We start from the raw sequence: 25,202 nt of genomic DNA, 5'->3' as shown, positions 1-25,202 counted from the left end.
CCGGCGCGGCCGGGGCGACCGGTTCCGGCGGGCAGGCCGCCGCGCGGCGGGCGCGGCTCGCGGAGATCTTCCGCTTCGGCCTGGTCGGCGGGGTCAACACCGGCACGTTCTTCGGGTGCTACCTGCTCCTCCACCCGTGGATGCCGTACTTCGCCGCGTACTCCCTCGCCTTCGTCCTCAGCATGATCGGTTCCTTCTTCCTCAACACCTACTTCACCTACCGCACCCGCCCCACCTGGAAGAAGTTCGCCCTCTTCCCCCTCACCAACGTCACCAACTACCTCGTCCAGAGCGTCGGTCTCTACGCGCTCGTCACCTGGGCCGGCATGGACGACCGGATCGCGCCGCTCGCGGCGGCCGTCGTCGCGATCCCCTTCACCTACCTGATCTCCCAGCGCATCCTGGTGCCGCGCGGCACCGGCCAGGACCCCGCCGGGACCGGTCCGGAGAGCGAAACGGACGAGCGGCAGCCCTCCCGGCTCGCGTAGATTGCCCGGCAGCCGCGGCGCGGAGCGCGTGGCGGGACGGGCGAGCGAGGACGGCACGGGTGACGACGCAGGTGACGGGTCAGACGGACAGGTCGAGGCAGTACGTGACGGAGGCCCGCAGGATCGTCGTCAAGGTCGGGTCCTCCTCGCTCACCACGGCCTCCGGAGGTCTCGACGCCGACCGGGTCGACGCCCTCGTCGACGTGCTCGCCAGGGTGCGCGACGGCGGCGAGAAGGAGATCGTCCTCGTCTCCTCCGGCGCCATCGCCGCCGGCCTCGCCCCGCTCGGCCTCACCCGCCGCCCCAAGGACCTCGCCCGCCAGCAGGCCGCCGCCAGCGTCGGCCAGGGCCTCCTCGTCGCCCGCTACACCGCCTCCTTCGCCCGCTACGGCGTCCGCGTCGGCCAGGTCCTCCTCACCACCGACGACACCAGCCGGCGCGCCCACTACCGCAACGCGTACCGGACCCTCGACCAGCTCCTCACCATGGGCGCGCTGCCGGTCGTCAACGAGAACGACACCGTGGCCACGGACGAGATCCGCTTCGGCGACAACGACCGGCTCGCCGCCCTCGTCGCCCACCTCGTCCGCGCCGACCTGCTCGTGCTGCTCTCGGACGTCGACGGACTCTACGACGGCGACCCCTCCAAGCCCGGTACGTCGAGGATCGCGCAGGTCACCGGCCCCTCGGACATCGCCCACGTCGAGATCGGCTCCGCGGGCAGGGCGGGCGTCGGCACCGGCGGCATGGTCACCAAGGTCGAGGCGGCCCGGATCGCCGCCGCCGCCGGCATCCCCGTCGTCCTCACCTCCGCCAGCCGTGCCGCCGACGCCCTCGCCGGCCGGGACACCGGCACGTACTTCCACCGCACCGGCCGCCGCTCCGCCGACCGGCTCCTCTGGCTCGCCCACGCCTCCACCCCGCAGGGTTCCCTCACCCTGGACGACGGGGCCGTCCGTGCCGTGGTCGAGGGGAAGAAGTCCCTGCTCGCGGCCGGCGTCGTGGCCGCCGAGGGGGACTTCGTGGCCGGCGACCCCGTCGAACTGCGCGACACCGCCGGCCGGGCCGTCGCCCGCGGCCTCGTCAACTTCGACGCCAAGGAGATCCCCCGGATGCTCGGCCGCTCCACCCACGAGCTCGCCGGGGAGCTGGGGCCCGAGTACGAACGCGAGGTCGTGCACCGCGACGGCCTCGTCGTCATCCGCTGAGCCCCCGTGCCGAAACGGCCGAAACCACGGCCGTCCGGAAGGGACGTTCCCCAAAACCGCCCCACGCGCCGCCTCGGACTGGTCAACTTTGTCCCGGGGGTACGAGCAAGGCGGGTACAGCACCGCACGCATCACACAGGAGGCCGCCGGTGAGACGAGCGCGCCCTGGGGCACCGCCCCGCGGGACTGCCGAACGCGCCCTGACCAGTGTCGAGGCCGGAGCCGACTTCGACGAGGCACGGGACGGGTCCACGGACAGGAGGACCGGGTCCACCACCGACCCGCACGAGGCACGCGAGACGCACGAGGCACGCGCCGGGGAACGGCAGCGGCCCGTGTCCAGGCTCTGGCACATCACGCTCAGCGTGTCGGGCGTGGAGTCGCCGCTGAAGGAGGTGCGACGCGGGCTCGAACAGCTGGCCCACGACCACCCCTTCCTGCTGACCAGCCGTTACGCCGGTGATCACGCCGAGATCCGGTACTGGGAGGAGGCCCGCGACCTGCACGACGCGGCGGCCGTCGCCCTGCGCCTGTGGGGCGAGCACCGGCAGACGGCCAAGCTGCCGCCGTGGGAGATCGTGGGCCTGGAGGTCATCGACCGCGAGACCTACCACCAGCGGATCGCGGAGGGCTACGGCCCGCCGCCCGCCGCCCCGGTCGGCGTCCACCCGTACTGAGGGACCGGCCCGCCGCCCGGAGCGGGTCTCGGGGGCGGTGCGCGCCGCCCGGCCGGAGCACGTCTCGGAGTGCGGGATACGGGAGGGATGTCCGCAGGGGTGCCAGTACCCTGCGGACATGACCTCGCTCATGCCCCTCGACAACCTCTCCCCGGTCGTCCGGGCCGCCTACCGGGCCCGTGGCGCCGCCGCCGAAATCGCGCCACTCCCGCGCGCGGCCAAGGACGACGCCCTGCTGGCGATCGCGGACGCCCTCGACGTGCGCACCGCCGAGATCGTCGAGGCCAACGCCGTGGACATCGCCAGGGCGCGGGAGGCCGGGACCAGCGAGGCCGTCATCGACCGGCTCACCCTCACCCCGGAGCGCGTCCGGGCCATCGCCGCCGACGTCCGTGACGTGGCCGCGCTGCCCGACCCCGTCGGCGAGGTCGTCCGCGGCTCCACCCTCCCCAACGGGATCGACCTGCGCCAGGTCCGCGTCCCCCTCGGCGTCGTCGGCATCATCTACGAGGCCCGCCCCAACGTCACCGTCGACGCCGCCGCCCTCTGCCTCAAGTCCGGCAACGCCGTCCTCCTCCGCGGCTCCTCCTCCGCGTACGCCTCCAACAGCGCCCTGGTGACCGTCCTGCGCGACGCCGTCGGGGGCGCCGGGCTGCCCGCCGACGCGATCCAGCTCGTCCCCGGCGAGTCCCGCGAGTCGGTCCGCGAACTGATGCGCGCCCGCGGCCTGGTCGACGTCCTCGTCCCGCGCGGCGGTGCCTCCCTCATCCGGACCGTGGTCGAGGAGTCCACCGTCCCGGTCATCGAGACCGGCACCGGCAACTGCCACGTCTACGTCGACGCCGAGACCGACCTCGACATGGCCGTCGACATCCTGATCAACTCCAAGGCCCAGCGGGTCAGCGTCTGCAACGCCGCCGAGACCCTCCTCGTCCACCAGGACGTCGCCGGGGCGTTCCTCCCCAGGGCCCTCGACGCCCTCGCCGAGGCCGGCGTCACCGTCCACGCCGACGAGCGGGTCCTCGCCCTCGCCGAGGGCTCCCGGGCCACCGTCGTCCCGGCCACGCCCGAGGACTGGGAGACCGAGTACCTCTCGTACGACATCGCCGCCGCCGTCGTCGACTCCCTCGACAAGGCCGTGGAGCACATCCGGATGTGGTCCTCCGGCCACACCGAGGCGATCGTCACCACCTCGCAGGCCGCGGCCCGCCGCTTCACCCAACTGGTCGACTCCACCACGGTGACCGTGAACGCCTCCACCCGGTTCACCGACGGCGGTCAGTTCGGCTTCGGCGCCGAGATCGGCATCTCCACCCAGAAGCTGCACGCCCGGGGCCCCATGGGCCTCCCCGAGCTGACCTCGACCAAGTACATCGTCACCGGCGACGGCCACGTGCGGTAGCACCTTTCTCCGCCACGGGCGGGGAGGGTTCGCACTCTCCCTGCCCTCGACCCCCTTCCGGGTCTACCCTGAATCCGTGCCGGACGACGTGGGGGGCAGGCCGTTCCAGAACGGCGGGGACCCCGAGGACTCTGTCGACCGCGGAGGCGCCGACGAGGTCCACGCCGCCGTGGTCTTCGACGAGGAGTTCGTACGGGCCGCCCCCGTGCACGAACCGTCCGCGGTCGAACGGCTCCTGGCCGCGGCCCAGGCCCGCGCCGAGGCCGAGGTGGCCCGTGCCCGCGCGGGCGGACCGGCCGACGACGACCTCCACGGGGGCGACCCCGACCTCCCAGGCCCCGTCTACGAGCCCGACGACATCGGCGACGACGACAGCCCCTACGGCCGCCACGGCGGGGCCCTGCGCCCCTACCGGGGCCGTGCGCGCTGGCACCGGCCCGTCGCCTGGGTTCTCGCCCTCGTCATGGGGGTCGGCATGGTCGCCCTCGCCTTCAGCGCCGTCTACCGGGGCGCCGCGGCCAACCGTCAGGACCGCGTCCCGTCGCCGGCCACCACCGGCGTCGACGCCCCGAGCCCGGCCCCGCCCGCGGCCCGCGCACCCGCCGTACGCTCCGCGTCCCCCGAATAGCCCCCGGCGGTCCTCCGGATCCGCACCGCGTCCCGCTGCCCGGCCACCTCCGTGTCTTCGCCGCGTCCCCGCACCCTCATGGCGGAATTCTTCCGAATCTGTCGTGTACCTGGGCGTTTACCGAAGGCCCGGCGGACCTACCCTGAAGGTATGGCAGGGCGTGGCGACCCGCCCGAAGGGACGCCCGAGGGGTTCCCCGGCGGTGGTGAGGACGAGTACCGGTCCGTCGTCTTCGACGAGGAGTTCGTCCGCGCTGCCCGCCTCCAGGAGTTCTCCGCCCGCGAACGGCTGGAAGGGCACGCCCAGGCCGTCCGCAGCCTCCCCTCCCGGGAGAGGAGGAGCGGCCCCCGCCAGGCGGGCCTGCTGGTCCTGCTCGTCCTCCTCGCCTTCGGCACCGCCGTTTACCTGGGCATCCGCAACCCGTACCTGCCCCCGGCGGACCAGCGCGCCGAGCCCCTGCGGACCACCGTGGTCCCGCTCGCCCCCCGGAACCCCGTCCCGGGCGGCGAGCCCGCCCGGCTCTTCGCCCGCAGCCCGGCCGCCCACCACCGCACCGGGGCCGCCGGCATCGACCTGCCCGTCACGGGACGCACCCTTCACTTCGCCGAGAGTCAGGTCGTCACCGCCCTCACCATCGCCAAGGACTACCTGGTGGCCTCCTCCCTGGAGCCCGGCGTCCTGTCCGGAGCCACCGTGCGCCCCCCGCGCCTGCTGCTCGACCCCGACCAGTGGGAACAGTTCGACCGGAGCGTCGAGGCGCCCGCCGACGACGGCCGGCACGCCCTCGCCGCCTGGCTCGTCCGCTTCGACCCGCGCCGGGTCGCCCTCGCGGACCCCGAGGTCCGGGTGCGGGGCGCCCTGCGCTTCGAGGAGGTCGGCCCCGACACCCTGGACGTCACGGCGGACCACACGTACACCTACGCCCTCCGCCCGGCCACCGGGAACACCGGACCGGCCGCCGCGTCCCTCTTCACCGTCCACCGGGCGGTGCGCTTCCGCTTCGACCGCGAGGACCTGCGGACGCACCGCACCGAGCTGCTGACCAGCACCGCGGAGGCCGGACCACAGGCGTGCGGCCCGGACACCACGGGCTCCCTGAGGCCGCTCCTGGCGGGAGCGGAGGCGCCGGGGGCGGACGACGGGCCGGCGGTCACCGACCCGTACGCCACGGCCCGGCCCGCCGCCCCGCCGCTGTGCGGGGCGCTGGCGCCGAACGCTCAGCCCTCGCCCTGACCGTCCGCGCCGCCGCCGGCCTTCGGGGAGTCCTTCCCCCCGTCCGCCTTCGGAGCGCCCTGGCCGCCGAACCGGTTGCGCAGCCGCCCGCCGAGATCGCCCGCCAGGTCCCCGGCTCCGCCGGCTATGTCCCCGACCAGCTTGAACAGCGGATCCTTGCTGTTCCGTACGGTCTCGGCGTAGTGCCCGGCCGACTCGCGGAAGGAGTCCGTGACCGAGGTGTCCTTGTCCTCGGACCGCTTCGGGTAGTGGCCGTCCATGATCCGCTGGTAGTCGCGGCTCTCCGACCACTTCTTCAGCTCCGCCGCCCGGACGGCGGTGAAGGGGTGCGAGCGCGGCAGCACGTTGAGAATCTTCAGGACCGAGTCCCGCAGGTCACCGGCTTTCTCGTACTCGTCGGCCTGGGCGAGGAACGCGTCCACGTTCATCTCGTGCAGGTGGTTGCCGCCGGCGACCTTCATCAGACCGCGCATCGAGGCCCGCACGTCCTGTCCCACGAGGAGCCCGGCCCGGTCGGCGGAGAGCTCCGACTTGCGGAACCACTCGCGCAGCGCCGTCACGACGGCCGTGATCGCGACCGTCCCCAGCGGAATCCAGGCGATCTTGAGCGCCAGACTGGTGAGGAACAGCAGGACCGTGCGGTACACCGCGTGCCCGGAGAGGGCGTGGCCGACCTCGTGACCGACGACGGCCCGCATCTCCTCCTCGTCGAGGAGTTCCACGAGACCGGTGGTCAGCACGATGATCGGCTCGTCCAGACCGATGCACATCGCCTGGGGCTTCGGGTCCTGCGTCACGTACATCTGCGGGACCTTCTCCAGGTCCAGGATGTAACAGGCGTCCCGCAGCATCTCGTTGAGGTGGCTGAACTGCGCGTCGCTCACCCGGACGGAGTCCGAGAGGTAGAGAAGTCGCAGGCTGCGTTCCGGCAGCAGCCCGCTGAGCGCCTTGAAGGCCGTGTCGAAGCCGCTGAGCTTGCGCAGCGCCACCAGCGCCGAGCGGTCGGCCGGGTGCTCGTAGGCCCGCGAGGAGATGCCGGGGAACCGCTTCCGCTGCCTGCTCGGCGTGCTCCCCTGGACGTTCTCGGTCATGGATGCCCCCTGTTCGTACGAGTCGGTGCTCGTCCCCCTGACTGCGCCCAGCCTAGGCGTTGGCGTTACCGTGTGCCGAAGCCTGTGGACAACTCGGGCGCCGAGGACGGACGAAGGGCACGACCGACATGCCGGACACCACCGCCACCGCCCTGCTCGCCGCGGGAGAGGGTCCGGGCGACACGCTCCGGATCGTGCTGCTCGTCTCGATCGTGGGCGGCGCCCTGCTCGCCTGGTTCCTGCTGCGCGGATACCGCGGCGACGCCACCGGCACCGCCGACGGAACGGACGGCGGCCGGACGGCGGACGGCACGGACGGCAACACCGAGCGCGACGCCAACGCCTGAGTCGACGTGAGCACGCCGGGACGGCCCGCATACGATGTGCGCGAAGTCTCCGCTCCCGCCCCCGATCGATAGGTCTGCCGAAGATGAGCCTCCACAGCACCGCCGCCCACCTGGTCACCCTCGCCGAAGGGGCCGAGCACGGCGGCAACCACGAAAGCCTCAGCCCCTACCTCACCGGCTTCGGCGCCTTCGGTGCCCTGCTTCTGCTGCTGTGGATCACCACCCGCTTCAACCGCGACCGCTGAACCGACACCGCCGATCCGGCGGCCGCCGCCGTGCCAGTAGGCTCTGCACGCATGGGAGAGCAGGAAGTGCCTACTGGCGGGCGCGGGAAGCGCCGACTCGGCGTGATGGGCGGAACCTTCGACCCGATCCACCACGGACACCTGGTGGCGGCCAGCGAGGTCGCCGCCCTGTTCCATCTGGACGAAGTGGTGTTCGTGCCGACCGGGGAGCCGTGGCAGAAGAGCCACAAGGCCGTGTCCGCGGCCGAGGACCGCTATCTGATGACGGTCATCGCCACGGCGTCCAACCCGCAGTTCTCGGTCAGCCGGATCGACATCGACCGCGGCGGCGCGACCTACACCATCGACACCCTCAGGGACCTGAGCTCCCTCAACGGTGACGCGGACCTCTTCTTCATCACCGGGGCCGACGCGCTGGCGCAGATCCTCACCTGGCGCGACGCCGAGGAGCTCTTCTCGCTCGCCCACTTCATCGGCGTCACCCGTCCGGGCCACGACCTCACCGACGACGGGCTCCCCAAGGGCGGGGTCTCACTCGTCGAGGTTCCCGCGCTCGCGATCTCCTCCACCGACTGCCGGGCGAGAGTCGCCCAGGGCGACCCCGTCTGGTATCTGGTCCCGGACGGCGTGGTGCGCTACATCGACAAGCGCCAGCTGTACCGCGACCAGTGAGCTTCGGGGAGGGGGACCGGTGAACGACCAGCAGCACCCGTACGACCCGTACCGTCCGCAGCCGCAGATCATCGGCTACGACGAGTACGGGCAGCCGGTGTACCAGCAGCCGCAGCGGCAGGCGCCCGAGCGGCACCACGACCCGTACGGCGACCCGCAGCAGCCGCAGCAGGCGTACGACGACCGGCAGCAGCAGGCGTACGGCTACGACCCGTACGCCCAGCAGCCGTCGCAGGAGACCTGGCAGCCGCCGTACGACCCGTACGCCCAGCAGGGTTACGCCCACCCCTCCCACGACACCGGGCAGCAGTGGGCCGCCCCGTTCCCGTCGCAGTCCCCGCCCGAGCCCGTCCGGGCCGTTCCGGCGGCTCCCGAACCGCCGGCCGCGCCCGTCGCCGCCCCGCCCGGGGTCCCCGGCCAGCGCCCCGCCTCCGAGCGCTCCGCCGCGCCCCGGAGGGACGACGACCGCGAGTACCGCACCGAGCAGTTCTCGTTCATCGAGGAGCCCGACGAGGACTCCGAGGACGTCATCGACTGGCTCAAGTTCACCGAGAGCCGTTCGGAACGGCGCGAGGAGGCCAGACGGCGCGGCCGCAACCGGCTCGTCGCGCTCGTCGTCGCGCTCGTACTCGCCCTCGCCGGCGGCGTCGGCTACCTGTGGTCCGCGGGCATGCTCCCCGGAACGTCCGCCCCGGAGGAGAAGGGGACCGCCGCGGGCGGCCCCCAGAAGCGCGACGCCATCGTCGTCCACCTCCACGACACCACCGGCGGCGGGACCTCCACCGCCCTGCTCGTGGAGAACGGGACCACCCGCCAGGGCACCACGGTCCTGCTCCCGAACTCCCTCGTCGTCGCCGACGGCGAGGGCTCCCCGACCACCCTCGGCAAGTCGGTCGAGGAGGACGGGTCCAGCGGCACCCGGGAGGCGATCGACAACCTCCTCGGCACCCGGATCACCGGAACCTGGCGCCTGGACACCCCGTACCTGGAGAACCTCGTCGAGATCGTCGGCGGCATCGAGACCGACACCGACACCGACGTGCCCGCTCCCAAGAAGGGCGGCGAGCCGCTCGTCAGGAAGGGCGAGAAGCAGACGCTGAACGGCCGTGCCGCTGTCGCCTACGCCACCCACCGGGCCGCCGGCGAGACCGGGGCCGAGCAGCTCCGGCGGTTCGGCCAGGTCCTGTACGGGGTGCTGCGGAAGATCTCCGGCGACCCCGAGGCCGCCACCGTCACCATCGGGACCCTCCAGCAGATCCTCGACCCCTCGCTCCCGGAGAAGGACCTCGGCGCCTCCCTGGCCAAGCTCGCCGAGCACGCCAAGGTCGGCGCCTACAAGACGGCCCTGCTCCCGGTGGAGCAGGACGGCGCGCTCTCCGAGGGCGCGGGCGACACCCTGGTGAAGGACGTCCTCGGCGGCAAGGTCAGCGCCCCGGAGACGGGCGGGGTGCCCCGGGTCTCGGTGCGGGACGGATCGGGTGGGAAGGCGGCCGAGGCCGCCCGGATCGCCCTGGTCAACGGCGGCTACGCCTTCGTGGGGGCCACCGGCGCGCCGGCGCGGGAGAAGTCCCAGGTCCTCTACGGCGACGACGCCCGGAAGGCGACGGCGGTCGAGGTGGCCAGGACGCTGGGTCTGCCCGCCGGCTCCGTCCAGAAGGGCAGCCCGACCGGGACGGCCGCGGTCACCGTGGTCCTGGGCCGGGACTACAAGGCCCGGGGAGCCCGGTAGGGCGTGTTCTCCGGAGGTCCCGTCCGCCCCCCGGGCGGCCGGGTCGCTTCCGGAGCGCGCCCCGGGACCGCTCCGGCCGCACCCCGGCGGGGCGGTCCCGGCGGCGCTCCGGAAAAGGCAGACGGCGGTGTCGGCGGTCCGTGAGACCCTGGAGGGGTACTGGACCGCCGACGAAAGCCTGCTTGTGACCGCTACGGACCGTTCCATCGAGCTCGTCAAGACCGCCGCCCAGGCGGCCGCCGACCGGCTCGCGCACGACATCATCGCGTACGACGTCAGCGACGTGCTGTCGATCACCGACGCCTTCCTGCTCGCCTCCGCACCCAACGACCGCCAGGTCAAGTCGATCGTCGACGAGATCGAGGAGCGGCTGCTCAAGGAGCTGGGCGCCAAGCCGGTCCGCCGCGAGGGCGACCGCGACGCGCGCTGGATCCTGCTGGACTACGTCGACATCGTCGTCCACGTCCAGCACAGCGAGGAGCGGGTCTTCTACGCCCTGGAGCGGCTGTGGAAGGACTGCCCCGAGCTGGAGCTGCCCGAGGACGCCCTGAAGACCCGGGGCAAGGGCGCCGAGCACGCCGCCCTGACCGGCGTCGACACCGCGGACCACGCCTCCGGGCTCCCGGACGGAGCGGACGGTGAGCTGAGCTGAGCACCACCGGGGGCGGCAGTGGCCGCCGCATCGTCCTCTGGCGCCACGGCCAGACCGCCTGGAACCTGGAGCGCCGCTTCCAGGGCTCGACCGACATCGAGCTGACGGAGACCGGCGTCGCCCAGGCGCGCCGGGCCGCACGGCTGCTCACCGCGCTCGAACCGGACGCCGTCGTGGCCTCCGACCTGAAGCGGGCGGTGGCCACCGCCGCCGAGCTCGCCGCCCTCACCGGCCTCGACGTCGCCCACGACGCCGCCCTGCGCGAGACGTACGCGGGGGAGTGGCAGGGACTGACCCACGAGGAGATCGTGGCGCGGTACGGCGAGCAGTACGCCGCGTGGAAGCGCGGCGAGCCCGTGCGCCGGGGCGGCGGCGAGCTGGAGACCGAGGTGGCCGACCGGGCCGCCCCGGTGGTCCTGGAGCACGCCGACAAGCTCCCGGAGAACGGCACGCTCGTGGTGGTCAGCCACGGCGGCACCATCCGCACCACCATCGGCCGGCTCCTGGGCCTGGAGTCCCGGCACTGGGAGAGCCTGGGCGGGCTCTCCAACTGCTGCTGGTCCATCCTCGGCGAGGGCGCGCGCGGCTGGCGCCTGACGGAGCACAACGCCGGCACGCTGCCCACACCGGTCCTCGGCGACGACGACTGAGCTCCCGCGACCGGCCCGCCGGACCCGGATTTCACTTTCCGGCAGGTCACAGGCTAGAGTTCTTCTTGTTCGCAGCGCGGAGCGCGAAGAACACGAGGGGCTATAGCTCAGTTGGTAGAGCGCCTGCATGGCATGCAGGAGGTCAGGAGTTCAATTCTCCTTAGCTCCACGGTCACCGAATCCCGTCCCCATCAGGGGGCGGGATTCGTCGTTCCCCCGTCCTTCCCGCTCCGCGGCCCCGTCGCCGGGGGGTTCTCGTGCCAAGTCCGCCGACCCCCTTGCGGGGCCATGGCAGAATCGGACGGCCGGAGGGGGACGAAGATCCGGACGGGAGGGTGACCCACGTGCTCGGCGACAACGGCAGGGTGTCCTGTGGGTGCACGACCTGCGGCCACAGCTGGAGCTGACTGATGGGTGCACACAGGCGGAAGTGCGACTGGTGCGGCAGCGGCACGCCCATCGTGCGCGACATGGACCCCGTCAACCCCGGTTTCCAGTACTGGTGCGAGGAGTGCGCGCGGGCGCTGATCATAAAAGGCGACCCGATCGAGACCTACCGGGAGCTGGAGGGGGAGCCGATCTACGGCCGGCTCCTCGACGAGCACTGCACCCTCAAGCGGTTCTACTCCTTCGCCACGGCCTGACGCCGGTCTTCCGGAAGGCTCCGCTCCCCGGCCGCGGATCGGCTCCCGTTCTCCGGAAGATCCCGTTCCCCGGTCCCGGCCCGGCGCCCGTTCTCCGGAAGGCCCCGCTCCCCGGTCACGGCCCGGCGCCGCCGCGTCAGCACGTACCCCAGCAGCAGCGCCGTCGCCGTCAGCGGATAGACGGCGGAGAGCAGCATCTGCCCCGCGTTCTGGTCCAGTTCGGGGCGGCCCGGGTCGTGCGGGACCCACCACAGCGCGAACGACGCGAACACCAGGGCCACGGCCCCCGTCACCGCCCACGCGCGCGGGGAGCGGTCCGCGAGCAGGATCAGCAGCGGCACGCACCAGACCCAGTGGTGGGACCACGAGATCGGGCTGATCATCAGGGCGGTGAAGGCGCAGACGACCACCGCCACGGCCCTGTCGCCGCGCAGCGCGGCCCGTACGGCCACCACCATGGCCGCGCCGCCGAGGACGGCCGCCGTCACCGCCCACCACGTGCCCGGATCGTCGGTGTGCATCAGCCGCGCCAGGACGCCCCGGATCGACTGGTTGGCGGTCTCCTCGGCGAAACCGACCCGGCCGGTCTCGAACAGGGTCTCCGTCCAGAACCTCTTCGAGTCCGCGGGCAGGACGAGCGCCACGGCCAGCGTCGTCCCGAGGAACACCCCGGTCGCCGTCGCCGCCGTGCGCAGCCACCGGTTCCAGGAGCGGTCCCGGCGCCACAGCAGCAGGCCGGCGACGAGCAGCAGGACCACGAAGAGCCCCGGTGTGAGCTTCACCGCAGTGGCCAGGCCGATGCCGAGGCCGGCCCAGCGGCTGCTCTCGCGCCGCGTCAGGTCCCAGAGCACCGCCACCGCTATGAGCAGGTTGATCTGTCCGTACCGCAGCGTCGTCCACACCGGCTCGCACCAGACCACGGCCGCGGCGATCCAGAGTGTCGTCCGCCACAGGGCCGGGCGGGACAGCGACGGGCGGACCAGTTGGACCGACAGCTGGACCAGGGCGACCACCAGGAGCAGGTTCCCCGCGGTGGCGAGCGTCCGCATCAGCGGGACGCCCACCAGGGTCAGCGGGACGAACAGCAGGGCCGCGAAGGGCGGATAGGTCATGCCCAGGTTGGCCGAGGTGGCCCGCATCGCGTACAGGTCGCCGCCGGCCCGGACCGTCTCCCCCTCCGCCCGGTAGACCATCACGTCGAGCATGTTCACGTGGGCGAGGCGTTGCGCCACCCAGAAGGCCGTGAGCGAGAGCAGGCAGACCGCGGCGGCGGTGACCAGGGGCCACGGCCGGGCGCGGGTTTTCGAGAGCGGGGAGACGGACACAGTCGGCGACCCTACCCGGAGGGCCGGAAGGGCCCCGGGAATCGATTTGGAGATCTGCCGGGGAGCCGGTTAATGTTCTGTCTGTCGCCGCGAGGGAAACCGACACGGGGACGGAAAGCAAGGGGCTATAGCTCAGTTGGTAGAGCGCCTGCATGGCATGCAGGAGGTCAGGAGTTCAATTCTCCTTAGCTCCACAGGAACTCCACGGAAGGCTTGTGGAGGGGAGAGCGGGTCACCCGGATCGGGTGGCCCGCTTTCTCGCGTCCCGGTCCCGGAACGCCGGTGCGGCCCGCTCGGGCGCTGCGGTACCCTGGCGCCATGCGTGCCGTACGCCTCCTGCTTACCGAGCCGCGCTGACCAGTCCCGACGGGTGACAGACATTCCGTCGGAGTCGGCGCGGCATCCCCTCCTGTGCGAGGGGATTTTTCATTTCGGGCGGTCAGTGGCCGTGGGCAGAGACGATCGATGGAGCTTCAAGGACCATGACCGAGATCAATACGGCCGCCGAGACGGCGGCTCCGCATCGCTACACGGCGGCCATGGCCGCCGACATCGAGGCACGCTGGCAGGACTTCTGGGACGCCGAGGGCACGTACGAGGCTCCCAACCCCACCGGTGACCTGGCGGGCGATCCGGCGGTCGCCGCCCGGCCCAAGAAGTTCATCATGGACATGTTCCCGTACCCCTCGGGCGCGGGACTGCACGTCGGGCACCCGCTGGGCTACATCGCGACGGACGTCTTCGCCCGCCACGCGCGCATGTCCGGCCACAACGTGCTGCACACCCTGGGCTTCGACGCCTTCGGTCTGCCGGCCGAGCAGTACGCCGTGCAGACGGGCACGCACCCGCGCGTGTCCACCGAGGCCAACATGGAGAACATGAAGGTCCAGCTGCGCCGGCTGGGCCTGGGCCACGACAAGCGCCGGTCGTTCGCGACGATCGACCCGGAGTACTACAAGTGGACCCAGTGGATCTTCCTGCAGATCTTCAACTCCTGGTACGACGACGAGGCCGGCCGGGCCCGCCCGATCGCCGAGCTGGTCGAGCAGTTCGAGAACGGCACGCGTGAGGTTCCCGGCTCCACGCGCGCGTGGAGCGAGCTGAGCGCCGCCGAGCGCTCCGACGTCCTGGGCGGGTACCGCCTGGCGTACGCCTCCGACGCGCCCGTCAACTGGTGCCCCGGCCTGGGCACCGTCCTGGCCAACGAGGAGGTCACCGCCGACGGACGCTCCGAGCGCGGCAACTTCCCCGTCTTCAAGTCCAAGCTGCGCCAGTGGAACATGCGGATCACCGCCTACGCGGACCGCCTGCTCGACGACCTGGACGCGCTGGACTGGCCCGAGGCCATCAAGCTGCAGCAGCGGAACTGGATCGGCCGCTCCGAGGGCGCCCGCGTCGACTTCCGGGTCGGCGACGCCGGCGCCATCACCGTCTTCACCACCCGCCAGGACACCCTGTTCGGCGCCACCTACATGGTCCTGGCGCCCGAGCACGAGCTGGTCGAGAAGATCGTCCCGGCCGCCTGGCCCGAAGGCACCCACGACGTGTGGACCGGTGGCCACGCCACCCCGGCCGAGGCCGTCGACGCCTACCGCAAGCAGGCCGCCTCCAAGTCCGACGTCGAGCGCCAGGCCGAGGCCAAGGACAAGACCGGCGTCTTCACCGGCGCGTACGCGACCAACCCGGTCAGCGGCGAGCGGGTCCCGGTCTTCGTCGCCGACTACGTCCTGATGGGCTACGGCACCGGCGCCATCATGGCGGTCCCGGCGCACGACAGCCGCGACTTCGCCTTCGCGCGCGCCTTCGAGCTGCCGATGCGCTGCGTCGTCGAGCCCTCGGACGACCGCGGCACCGACCCCTCCACCTGGGACGACGCCTTCGCCTCCTACGAGGCGAAGCTGGTCAACTCGGCCAACGACGAGATCTCGCTGGACGGCCTGGGCGTCGTCGAGGCCAAGGCCAGGATCACCGCCTGGCTGGCCGACCGGGGCATCGGCGAGGGCACGGTCAACTTCCGGCTGCGCGACTGGCTGTTCAGCCGCCAGCGGTACTGGGGTGAGCCCTTCCCGATCGTCTACGACGAGGACGGCGTCGCCCACTCGCTGCCCGAGTCGATGCTGCCGCTGGAGCTGCCGGAGGTCGAGGACTACTCGCCGCGCACCTTCGACCCGGACGACGCGGACACCCGCCCGGAGACCCCGCTCTCCCGCAACGAGGACTGGGTGAACGTCACCCTGGACCTGGGCGACGGCCCCAAGAAGTACCGCCGCGAGACCAACACCATGCCCAACTGGGCCGGTTCCTGCTGGTACGAGCTGCGCTACCTGGACCCGCACAACTCCGAGAAGCTGGTCGACCCGGCCGTCGAGCAGTACTGGATGGGCCCGCGCGAGGGCATGCCGACCGGCGGAGTGGACCTGTACGTCGGCGGCGCCGAGCACGCCGTGCTCCACCTGCTGTACGCGCGCTTCTGGTCCAAGGTCCTGTTCGACCTGGGCCACATCTCCTCGGCCGAACCCTTCCACAAGCTGTACAACCAGGGCATGATCCAGGCGTTCGTCTACCGGGACGCGCGCGGGATCGCCGTTCCGGCGGCCGAGGTCGAGGAGCGCGACGGCGGCTTCTGGTACCAGGGCGAGAAGGTCTCCCGCGTCCTGGGCAAGATGGGCAAGTCCCTGAAGAACGCCGTGACGCCGGACGAGATCTGCGCCGAGTACGGCGCCGACACCCTGCGCCTGTACGAGATGGCGATGGGCCCGCTGGACGTGTCCCGCCCCTGGGACACGCGCGCGGTGGTCGGCCAGTACCGGCTGCTCCAGCGGCTGTGGCGCAACATCGTCGACGAGTCGACCGGCGAGGTCACCGTCGTGGACACCGCGCCCGACGAGGACACGCTGCGCGCCCTGCACAAGGCGATCGACGGCGTCGCGCAGGACATGGCCGCGATGCGCTTCAACACCGCCATCGCCAAGATCACCGAGCTGAACAACCACCTGACCAAGTCCGGCGGCGCGGTCTCCCGGACCGTCGCCGAACAGCTGGTCCTGCTGGTCGCCCCGCTGGCGCCGCACATCGCCGAAGAGCTGTGGCGCAGGCTGGGCCACACCGAGTCGGTCGTCCACCAGGACTTCCCGGTGGCCGACCCGGCGTACGTCGTGGACGAGACCGTGACCTGCGTCGTGCAGATCAAGGGCAAGGTCAAGGCCCGTCTGGAGGTCTCCCCGTCGATCACGGACGCGGAGCTGGAGACGCTGGCGCTGGCCGACCCGCACGTGGTCGCCGCGCTGGGCGGCGCCGAGATCCGCAAGGTGATCGTGCGCGCGCCGAAGCTGGTCAACATCGTCGCCGGTTAGCGGCGCGCGGCCGGTGAACGGCCGCGCATGGGGGGTTTCCCCTACGGGCAGGTTGGGGGTTCCGAGGGAACCCGCGGCCTGCCCGTTCCGTTTACCGTGGAAGAACCACAGCCGTGTGGTGAGTCGACCGATGCCGGAGGGGCGCCCATGGAAGCCACGATTGTCACGATCATGGCCCTGCTCTTCTTGTCCTTCGTGGTGCTCGGGGTGTACGCCGCCGTGAAGGTGACCAAGGCCGCCAAGCGCGGTGTCGACCGCACCCTGGACCAGGCCCGGCGCACGGTGGAGGACACCACGCTGCGGGCCAAGAGCTTCGGGCAGGCGGGGACCGCCGGGGAGCTGGCCCGGCTGCGGCTCTCGCTGCGCACCTCGATGCGCGCCACGCAGGAAGCGCTTCAGGCGGGAGTCGGGCAGGACGCCTCGCTGAAGGAGTCCCTCGACCTGTTCCACCGGCTCAGCGCGCACGGGCTCGAACTGGACGCGGACCTCAAGCGTCTGGAGCGGGAGCCCGACCGGACATGGGTGGCCGGACAGCTTCCCGAACTCGTCGCGCGGACCGAGCGGATCACGGGTTCGGCCGACGCGCTGCGCCGCGCCGCCCGCGACCGGGCCGTACGGTTCGCCGAGGACGACCTGTCGGCGCTCAGCGCCCAGATCGACGTCGAGGCCGGGGCCCTGCGCCACTGGACCACGTCGGGGACCGCGCCGGAGGCCGGTGCGGAGGAGCGGAAGAGTTCCGCCGGGGCCGCCGGGACCGCCGGCCGGGCGGGGTCCGGGGCCGGAAGCGGGCCGTCCGCGATCACGGGGCCCGATCCCCGGTCGACCGCCCACCCCTGGGAGAAGTCGGCCCGCCCGGAGACCACCACCTGACGGAACGGCCGCGCCGGGGCCGCCCGCCGGGGGTGGTCGCGCGGAGAACCGGCCGGACGCGCACCGGCGCCCGCCGGGGGCCGGAGTGCCGCGGAGCGGCCCCGGCGGGTAACCTCCCGGTCATGTCCCGGCATGTCGCGATCGTCACCGATTCCACGGCCTATCTGCCACGCCAGACGAGGGAGCGGCACGCCATCACCACGGTCCCGCTGACCGTCGTCATCGGCGACCGCGCCCTTGAGGAGGGCACCGAGATCTCGGCCCAGGCACTCGCCGAGGCCCTCCAGAAACGACGGTCCGTCACCACCTCGCGCCCGAGCCCCGAGGTCTTCGCCGAGGCGTACCGGGAAGCGGCCGAGGCCGGCGCGCGGGGCGTCGTCTCGCTCCACCTGTCCGCCGAGGTCTCCGGAACCCACGACGCCGCCGTGCTCGCGGCGAGGGACGCACCCGTACCGGTACGGGTGGTGGACACCCGCATGGTCGGGATGGCCCTGGGCTTCTGCGCCCTGGCCGCGGCACGGACCGCGGAGGCCGGCGGCTCGCTCGACGAGGCGGTCGCGGCGGCCGAGAAGCGTGCGGCGGGAACCTCCGCCTACTTCTACGTCGACACCCTGGACTACCTGCGCAAGGGCGGCCGCATCGGTGCCGCGCAGGCGCTGCTCGGCTCCGCGCTCGCGGTGAAGCCCCTCCTCGAACTCGACGACGGGCGGATCGAGCTGCGGGAGAAGGTGCGGACGGCCTCGAAGGCCATCGCACGCCTGGAGGAGATCGCGGTGGAGCGGGCGGGGAGCGGGGCGGTGGACATCGCCGTGCACCACCTGTCCGCGCCGGAGAGGGCCGCGACGCTCGCGGACCGGCTCAGGGAACGCGTGCCGGGCATCGAGGGCTTCCACGTCAGCGAGGTGGGCGCGGTCATCGGCGCCCACACGGGTCCCGGGCTCCTCGCGGTGGTCGTCTCGCCGTGCTGAGGCGTTCGGTCACCCGTGGGGGTGACGGAGTTCTCCACAACGGAGCCCCTGTCCACGGACCGTGATCGAGCCCGGCACGGGGCTTCCGCGCTCCCTACCGTCACGGGCATGACGCTTCGTACACGTATCGCATCCGACGCATCGACCCCCTTCGGGACCACGACCGGGGCGGTTCCCGGCCTCGGGAACACGGCCGTCTTCGAGGCCGGGGGCACGTCCGTCCCCCGAGGGGTGGGTGCGTCCGCCCCGGCCCCGGAGGCCGTGAGGAGGACCGGCGGAGATGTACGGCGGCGGGGGGACGCACTCTTTCCGCCGACGCCGACGCCGACGCCGGAACCGGCGGCAGGGACGGGGACAGGGGCGGAGACGTCCGGGCCGTCGGCCGGCGCGGGTGCGCCCGCACCACGGGGAGGGGGCTCCCCGCGAAGGGCGCGGGGACGGCCGGCGGCGGGGTTCCGCGACCGGCTGCCGGTGTGGGCGCAGACCCGGTGCGGCCTCGAACCGAGGACGCTGGCCGCGCTGACGGTGGTCCTGCTGGCGGCGGTGGGCCTCGCGGGCGGGTACTTCTGGACGGGGCGGCCGGAGCCGGTGCGCGCTCCCGAGGTCGTCCGTGCCGCCCCCGCGGCGGCCGTACCCGTCGCGCGGACCGGGACGGAGCCGGGGCCCGAACCGGGGGCGGCGCGCGCGCCGTCCGTCCCCGCCGACGCCATCGGGGTGTCCGGGAGCGGCGGAGCGGCCGGGGCTTCCGGGGGCGCCGGGGTCTCCGGGGCGAAGGTCGTCGTCGACGTCGGCGGCAAGGTGCGCAGGCCGGGGGTCCTCACCCTGCCCGCGGGCTCGCGGGTGGCGGACGCCCTGCGCGCGGCGGGCGGGGTGGAACCCGGCGCCGACCTCACCGGGGTCAACCGGGCCCGTGTCCTGTCGGACGGCGAGCAGGTCCTGGTCGGCGTACCGGGCACGGGGGCGGGCGGTCCCGCCCCGAGGGACGGCGGGACCGGCGGAGGAGGGCCGGGGGTTCCGGTGAGCCTCAACACGGCGACGGTGGAACAACTCGACACCCTCCCGGGCGTCGGACCGGTCCTCGCCCGGCACATCGTCGCCCACCGCACGCAGCACGGCGGTTTCCGTTCGGTGGGCGAGCTGCGGGAGGTCAACGGCATCGGTGAGCGCAGGTTCGCCGACCTCGAACCGCTGGTCCGGCCGTGAAACGGGACGGGGAGGCGGGGGAGGAACCGGCGACGGGGGAACCGCGATGGCGGGAGGGACCGGCCGACCTGCGGCTCGTCCCCCTCGCGGGGGCCGCCTGGGCGGCGGCGGCCTGTGCCGTGGGCCCTGCCGGGTGGTGGACGGCGGCCGGGGTCGCCGTCTGCGTGGTGGGAGCGGCGGTCCTGCTGGCGCGGGGCCCGTTCCGGCGGCGCGGGGACCCGGACGGTGTTCGGGGCGTGGCCGGGAGGGCCGCGTCCGGGCGGCGGCTGCGGGCCACCGCGTGGGCGGGGGTCCTGCTGTGCGCCGCGGCCGGGGGCGCCTCGGCGGGGCTGCACGCGGCGGACCTGCGGCGCGGTCCCGTACCGGCCCTGGCCGAGGAGTACGCGCGGGCACGACTGGAAGTGACGGTGGCCTCCGACCCACGGCTCACCCGGCCCAAGGTGCGGGGCGACACGACGGTTCCGGTCTCGATCGTCCTGGACGGCGAGGTGACCCGGGTCGAGCGCCCGGACGGTTCGGTCCACCGGACCCGGACCCCGGTCCGCCTGCTCGTGACGGCGGGGGAGAGCCGGGAGGAATGGCTGCGGCTCCCGCCCTCCACACGGCTGCGGACCGACGCCCGGCTCGCGCCGCCGATGAACCCGGGGGAGCCGTTCGCGGCGGTGCTCAGGATCGGCGGAACGGAACCGCCCCGGATCGTCGGGCCGCCGAACGCCCTGCAACGAACGGCGGGAGACCTGCGCGCGGGACTGCGGAGGGCGACCGAAGGGCTCGCGCCGGACGCGCGGGCGCTGCTGCCCGGCCTGGTGGTGGGGGACACCTCGCGGATCGGCCCCGACCTGCGGGACGCCTTCGAGGCGACCGACCTCACGCACCTCCTGGCGGTGTCCGGCAGCAACCTGACCATCGTGCTGCTCCTGTTGATCGGGCGTCCCGGTCGAGCGCACCGGGCGGAACGGGGCGGACTCGCGCCCCGCCTCGGTCTGTCGCTGCGGGTGACCGCGACGACGGGAGGATGTCTGACGCTCGCCTTCGTGGTCGTCTGCCGGCCCGATCCGAGCGTGCTGCGCGCCGCGGCCTGCGGTCTCGTCGCGCTGCTCGCGATCGGCACCGGCCGCCGGAGATCGCTGATCCCCGCACTGTCCGCCGCCGTCCTCGTCCTGGTGCTCTACGATCCGTGGCTCGCGCGGAGTTATGGTTTCCTCCTCTCGGTCCTGGCCACCGGGGCGCTGCTGACCGTCGCACCCCGGTGGAGCGACGCGCTGCGGCGCCGCAAGGTGCCCGGCCGGCTCGCGGAGGCGCTGGCCGCGGCCCTGGCGGCACAGGCGGTGTGCGCACCGGTCGTGGCGGTCTTCGCCGCCCGGGTCAGCCTGGTCGCGGTCCCGGCCAACCTCCTCGCCGAACTCGCGGTGGCGCCCGCGACGGTGCTCGGGTTCGCCGCGCTGGGACTGGCGCCGCTCTGGACGCCGGGTGCGGAGGGCCTGGCGTGGCTGGCGGGGTGGCCGGCCGGGTGGATCGCGCGGGTGGCGCGCACCGGCGGGGCGCTGCCGGGGGCGGAGTCGGCCTGGCCCGACGGGTGGTGGGGCGGGCTGGCCCTCGCGCTGCTCACCGCGGCCGTGGTCCTCGGGGCGCGCAGGCTGCCGTACCGGGGCGCGATCGGCGGCCTCGCCGCCGTTCTGCTCCTGCTCGCCGTGGTCCGTCCGGCGCCGCTGACCCGGTGGGCCACCGGATGGCCGCCGCCGGGCTGGGTGTTCGCGATGTGCCAGGTGGGGCAGGGGGACGCGACCGTGCTCGCGGCGGGCGAGGACTCCGCCGTCGTGGTGGACGCGGGCCCCGATCCCGTACCGGTGGACCGTTGCCTGCGTGAACTCGGCGTGAGACGCGTGCCGTTGTTGGTGCTCACCCACTTCCACGCGGACCACGTGACCGGGCTGCCGGGCGTGCTGCGGGGGCGGTCGGTGGGCGCGATCCAGACCACCGGGCTCGAGGAGCCGCCCGCGCAGGCCGCGTTCGTGAGGCGGACGGCGGCCGCCGCCGGTGTGCCGCTGGTCCGTGCCGAGCCGGGGGAGGTGCGGAGGGCCGGGGGCCTGGAGTGGCGGGTGCTCTGGCCCCCGGCGGACGGCGGGGGACTCTTCGAGGGGCCCAACGACGCCAGCGTCGTGCTGCTCGTCCGTACCGCCGGGGGACTGAGCCTGTTGCTCCTCGGGGACCTTGAGCCACCGGCGCAGCGGGCACTGTCGCGGCTCCGTCCGGAGCTGGCCCCGGTGGACGTGCTCAAGGTGGCCCACCACGGGTCCGCGCATCAGGACCCGGGGCTGATACGGGCCGTGCGGCCCAGGCTCGCGCTGGTCTCAGTGGGACGGGACAACCCGTACGGACATCCTTCGTCCCGGACGGTGGAGGCGCTGCGGGACGGTGGGGCGCGGGTGCTGCGGACCGATCGGGACGGGGCGGTCGCGGTGGTGGAGGAGGGGCGGTCGCTCGTGGCCGTACCCGGGGGCGGGTGAGGAGGGCGGCCGGGTCGGTCCGCCGGCGTCCGCGCGAGTCCGTCGGTGTCGCGGCCGGGTGCCGGTTCCACGGCCGGGTGCCGGTGCCACCGGACCTCGCCCGGCTTTCCCGCCCTCCGTACGGAGCCGGTCCCTCGACGGGGCTTTCCGCTCGTCGCGCGGAGCCGGTCCCCCGATCGGTCTTCCCCCCGCCGCGCGGAGCCGGCCTCTCAATTCGGACCCTCGGTAACACTTGCCGACACTTGCCCTGTTTGCCTCGAACGGGTCAATGGTGATCGAATGCGACTTCGTTGCATAATGAATGAACCGCACAGGGGTATGTGAAGAATGTTCGATCGTCTCTTCGGGAAGCGCGTGGCGGGTGCCGCCCGGGGCGGGCCGCTCGCCGGTCTCGTCGTCCCGTCCTCGGCGGGAGTGCTGAGCTGCCGGGTGCTCGACCCCGTGCACGAACCGGTCCGGCAGGCCGAGTTCGTCATCAGCGACACCGCGGGACGCAAGGTGCTGTCCGGGGAGACCGACCCGTACGGCAGCGCGTTCGTGACCGTGCCGGCGGGTGAGTACCGGCTGGTGGTCACCGCCGAGGGATACACCCCGCAGCACGGCACCGCCGTCGTCACCGAGGGCGGTCACACCGGCCTCGGCGACGTCCTGCTCCAGGTCGCCCCGCAGCCCCCGCTCCCGGAGCCGGGCGACTGGGAGATCGACCCGACGCACTCGCAGATCGGCTTCACGGCCCGGCACATCGGGCTGGCCCGGATCCACGGCCGGTTCAGCAGTTTCGCGGGCGCGGTGCGGATCGCCGACCGCATGGAGGACTCCGCGATGCACGTCGTCATCGACGCGGCCTCCATCGACACCGGGGTGCGGATGCGCGACGACCACCTGCGGTCCGGCGACTTCCTCGACGTCGGTCTCCATCCGACGCTGGAGTTCTACAGCGAACGCTTCACCCACCGGGGCGGCAGCCGCTGGGCCGTGACCGGGGCGCTCACCCTCCACGGGGTGAGCCGCACGGTGACGCTCGACACCCAGTACCTGGGTCTCGGGAGCGGGCTGGAGGGCGAGACCCGGTGCGCCTGCCGGGCCACCACCGAACTGCACCGGGAGGACTTCACCCTCACCTGGCAGACGCTGCTCGCGCGCGGCATCGCGGTCGTCGGGTCCAGCATCGCCATCGACCTCGACGTCCAGATCGTGCCCACGAAGCCGACGACCGGCTAAGGCGCCTCCAACCAGCCCTCGTACTCGGCGGCCAGCCCGTCGAGGGCCGCCGGGTCGAGCCGGCCGTCGGGGTCCTCGACGACCACCAGCCACTGCGCGTCCTCGGCGTCGTCCTCCCCGGCCAGGGCGTCCCGTACGAGCTGGGGTTCCTCGGCGAGGCCGAAGCGGTCGGGAAGCTCCCCGGCGACCTCCTCGGCGGCGTCGCGGTCGGGGAGCACCAGTACGTGTCGTTCACTCACCCCGCCATTCTCGGGTACGGCCGCCCGTGGGTCCTGGCCGTCCGTGGGGCCCGCCGCCTGTGGGCCTGCCGTCGGCGGACCCCGCTGTCCGAAGGGCCCGGCGCCCCCGGCGTCCGCCGTCCCTGAACCGGGCTGTCGGTGGCCCGTGGGATGCTGGAGCGCGATGGCCACCAGAAAGACTTCCCCCGACGACCTCCTCGGCCCCGTGACGCTCGCCGTGGGGCAGGAGGACCTGCTCCTCGACCGCGTCGTCCAGGAGGTGGTGGCGGCCGCCCGCGCCGCCGACGCCGACACGGACGTGCGCGACCTCGCGCCCGAACAGCTCCAGCCCGGGACGCTCGCGGAGCTCACCAGTCCCTCGCTCTTCGCCGAGCGCAAGGTCCTGGTCGTGCGGAACGCGCAGGACCTCTCCGCCGACACGGTCAAGGACGTCAAGGTCTACCTCGGCGACCCGGTCGAGGACATCTCCCTCGTCCTCCTCCACGCGGGCGGCGCCAAGGGCAAGGGCCTGCTCGACGCCGCGCGGAAGGCGGGGGCGCGGGAGGTGGCCTGCCCGAAGACGACGAAGCCGGCGGAGCGGCTGACGTTCGTGCGGCAGGAGTTCCGGGCGCTCGGGCGCTCGGCCACGCCGGAGGCGTGCCAGGCCCTCGTCGACTCGATCGGCAGCGACCTCCGGGAGCTGGCGTCCGCGGTCGCCCAGCTGACCTCCGACGTGGACGGGACGATCGACGAGGCCGTCGTCGGGCGGTACTACACGGGCCGTGCCGAGGCGTCCTCCTTCAACGTCGCCGACCGGGCCGTCGAGGGACGGGCGGCCGAGGCCCTGGAAGCCCTGCGCTGGTCGCTCTCGACCGGAGTCGCGCCCGTGCTGATCACCAGCGCGCTCGCGCAGGGCGTACGGGCCATCGGCAAGCTCTCCTCGGCCCGGGGCGGTCGCCCCGCCGACCTGGCGCGTGAGCTGGGGATGCCGCCCTGGAAGATCGACCGCGTGCGCCAGCAGATGCGCGGCTGGACCCCGGACGGGGTCGCGCTGGCGCTGCGCGCGGTCGCCGAGGCGGACGCGGGGGTGAAGGGCGGCGGTGACGACCCGGAGTACGCCCTGGAGAAGGCGGTCGTGACGGTGGCACGGGCGGCGAGGATGCGCCGGGGCACCTGACCGGGCCGCACGCGACCGGAGCGGTACGGGCCGACCCCGTACGGCCGGCATCGGCTCTTCACGGCCCCCGCAGGGCACGGCCCCCCGCAGGGCACGCCCCCCGCAGGGCACGCCCCCCACAGGGCGCGGCCCCTCATGGGCACAGCCCCCGGAAGGCACGGCCACCACAAGGCACGGCCCCCCTCCCCCCTCACGGACCGACCCCCCGCACGCCGAAGGCCCCGCCGTCTCCTGGGGAAGGAGGCGGCGGGGCCTTCGACGTTCAAGCCGATGGGCTCGTACCCGCGTGGCGAACGCGTCCGCGCACGAGCCCGGGGTGGCCGGGCGGGAGCGGGAGAGAGGGCCCGCTGGGTCCCGTACGGCCGTTCACATCAGAGCTCAGCCCTGGAGGGAGGCAACCTTGGTGGCCAGCGCCGACTTCTTGTTGGCGGCGGCGTTCTTGTGGATGACACCCTTCGAGACAGCCTTGTCGAGCTGACGCGAGGCGGCACGAGCGGCGACGGTGGCCTGCTCGAGGTCGCCGGCGGCGACGGCCTCACGGGCCTTGCGGATCGCGGTCTTGAGCGAGGACTTGACGGCCTTGTTGCGCAGGCGCGCCTTCTCGTTCGTCTTGTTCCGCTTGATCTGGGACTTGATGTTCGCCACGAAAAGAGCCTTTACAGGTTCGGTGTTCCTTCTGGATGCGCCTCGCGGC

The 25,202-nt window shown here is 73.3% G+C and carries 24 protein-coding genes and 2 tRNA genes; 22 read left to right on the top strand and 4 right to left on the bottom strand.

What is annotated here, in order from left to right; genetic code table 11:
- Window positions 1-65 precede the first annotated feature (65 nt).
- From ACZ6AQ_RS11755 to ACZ6AQ_RS11730, 6 genes are all read left to right on the top strand, one after another.
- Entirely contained in the window at window positions 66-488 is a 423-nt protein-coding gene (locus ACZ6AQ_RS11755) for a GtrA family protein (RefSeq protein WP_388693225.1), read from the top strand.
- A gap of 104 nt (window positions 489-592) precedes the next feature.
- Window positions 593-1,696, top strand: coding sequence for a glutamate 5-kinase (gene proB, locus ACZ6AQ_RS11750; protein ID WP_468759809.1), 1,104 nt, complete (start codon window positions 593-595; stop codon window positions 1,694-1,696).
- Between the two features lie 149 nt (window positions 1,697-1,845).
- Window positions 1,846-2,373, top strand: a complete 528-nt coding sequence (locus tag ACZ6AQ_RS11745) for a hypothetical protein (protein WP_388693153.1) — start codon at window positions 1,846-1,848, stop codon at window positions 2,371-2,373.
- A 118-nt stretch (window positions 2,374-2,491) separates the two neighbouring features.
- Complete coding sequence (locus ACZ6AQ_RS11740) at window positions 2,492-3,775, top strand: glutamate-5-semialdehyde dehydrogenase (RefSeq protein ID WP_468759399.1); 1,284 nt, start codon at window positions 2,492-2,494, stop codon at window positions 3,773-3,775.
- A 76-nt stretch (window positions 3,776-3,851) separates the two neighbouring features.
- Entirely contained in the window at window positions 3,852-4,403 is a 552-nt protein-coding gene (locus ACZ6AQ_RS11735; RefSeq protein ID WP_468759397.1) for an SCO2584 family spore wall biosynthesis protein, read from the top strand.
- 150 nt (window positions 4,404-4,553) lie between these two features.
- Window positions 4,554-5,636: an SCO2583 family membrane protein gene (locus ACZ6AQ_RS11730; RefSeq protein ID WP_468759395.1), complete on the top strand. Its 1,083-nt coding sequence runs from the start codon at window positions 4,554-4,556 to the stop codon at window positions 5,634-5,636.
- Here ACZ6AQ_RS11730 and ACZ6AQ_RS11725 read toward each other — a convergent pair.
- Complete coding sequence (locus ACZ6AQ_RS11725) at window positions 5,621-6,727, bottom strand: M48 family metallopeptidase (RefSeq protein ID WP_468759393.1); 1,107 nt, start codon at window positions 6,725-6,727, stop codon at window positions 5,621-5,623. The genes ACZ6AQ_RS11730 and ACZ6AQ_RS11725 overlap by 16 nt on opposite strands.
- 128 nt (window positions 6,728-6,855) lie before the next feature.
- On the opposite strand from ACZ6AQ_RS11725, the gene ACZ6AQ_RS11720 reads away from it, so the two are divergent.
- The 8 genes from ACZ6AQ_RS11720 to ACZ6AQ_RS11685 all read left to right on the top strand — a co-directional run bounded on the left by ACZ6AQ_RS11720 (window position 6,856) and on the right by ACZ6AQ_RS11685 (window position 11,666).
- On the top strand, window positions 6,856-7,074 hold the full coding sequence (locus tag ACZ6AQ_RS11720) for a hypothetical protein (protein ID WP_468759842.1): 219 nt from the start codon (window positions 6,856-6,858) through the stop codon (window positions 7,072-7,074).
- Between the two features lie 83 nt (window positions 7,075-7,157).
- Window positions 7,158-7,319 (top strand): hypothetical protein, encoded by a 162-nt coding sequence (locus tag ACZ6AQ_RS11715; protein WP_185893249.1) that lies wholly within the window; start codon window positions 7,158-7,160, stop codon window positions 7,317-7,319.
- Between the two features lie 51 nt (window positions 7,320-7,370).
- The gene (nadD, locus tag ACZ6AQ_RS11710; protein WP_388693163.1) at window positions 7,371-7,991 is read left to right on the top strand and encodes a nicotinate-nucleotide adenylyltransferase; all 621 of its coding nucleotides are present in this window, start codon (window positions 7,371-7,373) and stop codon (window positions 7,989-7,991) included.
- A gap of 19 nt (window positions 7,992-8,010) precedes the next feature.
- Window positions 8,011-9,720 (top strand): LCP family protein, encoded by a 1,710-nt coding sequence (locus ACZ6AQ_RS11705; RefSeq protein ID WP_468759392.1) that lies wholly within the window; start codon window positions 8,011-8,013, stop codon window positions 9,718-9,720.
- Window positions 9,721-9,904: 184 nt separating this feature from the next.
- On the top strand, window positions 9,905-10,372 hold the full coding sequence (gene rsfS / locus ACZ6AQ_RS11700; RefSeq protein ID WP_388693229.1) for a ribosome silencing factor: 468 nt from the start codon (window positions 9,905-9,907) through the stop codon (window positions 10,370-10,372).
- Window positions 10,369-11,022 carry a histidine phosphatase family protein gene (locus tag ACZ6AQ_RS11695; protein WP_468759808.1) on the top strand — a complete coding sequence of 218 codons (654 nt, stop codon included), beginning with the start codon at window positions 10,369-10,371 and terminating at the stop codon, window positions 11,020-11,022. Before rsfS ends, ACZ6AQ_RS11695 begins: the two co-directional genes overlap by 4 nt.
- Window positions 11,023-11,118: 96 nt before the next feature.
- Window positions 11,119-11,191, top strand: a tRNA-Ala gene (locus tag ACZ6AQ_RS11690).
- Window positions 11,192-11,432: 241 nt separating this feature from the next.
- Window positions 11,433-11,666: a hypothetical protein gene (locus ACZ6AQ_RS11685; protein ID WP_015033559.1), complete on the top strand. Its 234-nt coding sequence runs from the start codon at window positions 11,433-11,435 to the stop codon at window positions 11,664-11,666.
- Here ACZ6AQ_RS11685 and ACZ6AQ_RS11680 read toward each other — a convergent pair.
- Window positions 11,645-12,991, bottom strand: a complete 1,347-nt coding sequence (locus tag ACZ6AQ_RS11680; RefSeq protein WP_468759390.1) for a glycosyltransferase 87 family protein — start codon at window positions 12,989-12,991, stop codon at window positions 11,645-11,647. The genes ACZ6AQ_RS11685 and ACZ6AQ_RS11680 overlap by 22 nt on opposite strands.
- Before the next feature lie 121 nt (window positions 12,992-13,112).
- Here ACZ6AQ_RS11680 and ACZ6AQ_RS11675 point away from each other — a divergent pair.
- From ACZ6AQ_RS11675 to ACZ6AQ_RS11645, 7 genes are all read left to right on the top strand, one after another.
- Window positions 13,113-13,185: transfer RNA gene (locus ACZ6AQ_RS11675), tRNA-Ala, on the top strand.
- A 288-nt stretch (window positions 13,186-13,473) separates the two neighbouring features.
- Complete coding sequence (leuS, locus tag ACZ6AQ_RS11670; RefSeq protein WP_468759388.1) at window positions 13,474-16,344, top strand: leucine--tRNA ligase; 2,871 nt, start codon at window positions 13,474-13,476, stop codon at window positions 16,342-16,344.
- A gap of 147 nt (window positions 16,345-16,491) precedes the next feature.
- A complete protein-coding gene (locus ACZ6AQ_RS11665; RefSeq protein WP_468759386.1) occupies window positions 16,492-17,214 on the top strand; it encodes a hypothetical protein in 723 nt (240 codons plus the stop codon).
- Window positions 17,215-17,336: 122 nt separating this feature from the next.
- The gene (locus ACZ6AQ_RS11660) at window positions 17,337-18,182 is read left to right on the top strand and encodes a DegV family protein (protein WP_468759385.1); all 846 of its coding nucleotides are present in this window, start codon (window positions 17,337-17,339) and stop codon (window positions 18,180-18,182) included.
- Window positions 18,183-18,653: 471 nt separating this feature from the next.
- Window positions 18,654-19,385 carry a ComEA family DNA-binding protein gene (locus ACZ6AQ_RS11655; protein ID WP_468759383.1) on the top strand — a complete coding sequence of 244 codons (732 nt, stop codon included), beginning with the start codon at window positions 18,654-18,656 and terminating at the stop codon, window positions 19,383-19,385.
- Complete coding sequence (locus tag ACZ6AQ_RS11650; RefSeq protein ID WP_468759382.1) at window positions 19,382-21,892, top strand: ComEC/Rec2 family competence protein; 2,511 nt, start codon at window positions 19,382-19,384, stop codon at window positions 21,890-21,892. The genes ACZ6AQ_RS11655 and ACZ6AQ_RS11650 overlap by 4 nt, the downstream gene beginning before the upstream one ends.
- Before the next feature lie 327 nt (window positions 21,893-22,219).
- Window positions 22,220-23,113, top strand: a complete 894-nt coding sequence (locus tag ACZ6AQ_RS11645; protein ID WP_468759380.1) for a YceI family protein — start codon at window positions 22,220-22,222, stop codon at window positions 23,111-23,113.
- Here ACZ6AQ_RS11645 and ACZ6AQ_RS11640 read toward each other — a convergent pair.
- On the bottom strand, window positions 23,110-23,352 hold the full coding sequence (locus tag ACZ6AQ_RS11640; protein ID WP_468759379.1) for a hypothetical protein: 243 nt from the start codon (window positions 23,350-23,352) through the stop codon (window positions 23,110-23,112). The genes ACZ6AQ_RS11645 and ACZ6AQ_RS11640 overlap by 4 nt on opposite strands.
- A 163-nt stretch (window positions 23,353-23,515) precedes the next feature.
- On the opposite strand from ACZ6AQ_RS11640, the gene holA reads away from it, so the two are divergent.
- Window positions 23,516-24,508 (top strand): DNA polymerase III subunit delta, encoded by a 993-nt coding sequence (gene holA, locus ACZ6AQ_RS11635; RefSeq protein ID WP_388693180.1) that lies wholly within the window; start codon window positions 23,516-23,518, stop codon window positions 24,506-24,508.
- Between the two features lie 378 nt (window positions 24,509-24,886).
- Here the strand turns inward: holA and rpsT are convergent, their stop codons facing one another.
- Complete coding sequence (rpsT, locus tag ACZ6AQ_RS11630; protein ID WP_388693182.1) at window positions 24,887-25,153, bottom strand: 30S ribosomal protein S20; 267 nt, start codon at window positions 25,151-25,153, stop codon at window positions 24,887-24,889.
- Window positions 25,154-25,202: the final 49 nt, after the last annotated feature.

The sequence above is a fragment of the Streptomyces sp. NPDC041191 genome, assembly GCF_055591945.1.
Note: the sequence above shows the minus strand (reverse complement) of the source record. Positions and strands in the feature narration are given on the sequence as shown.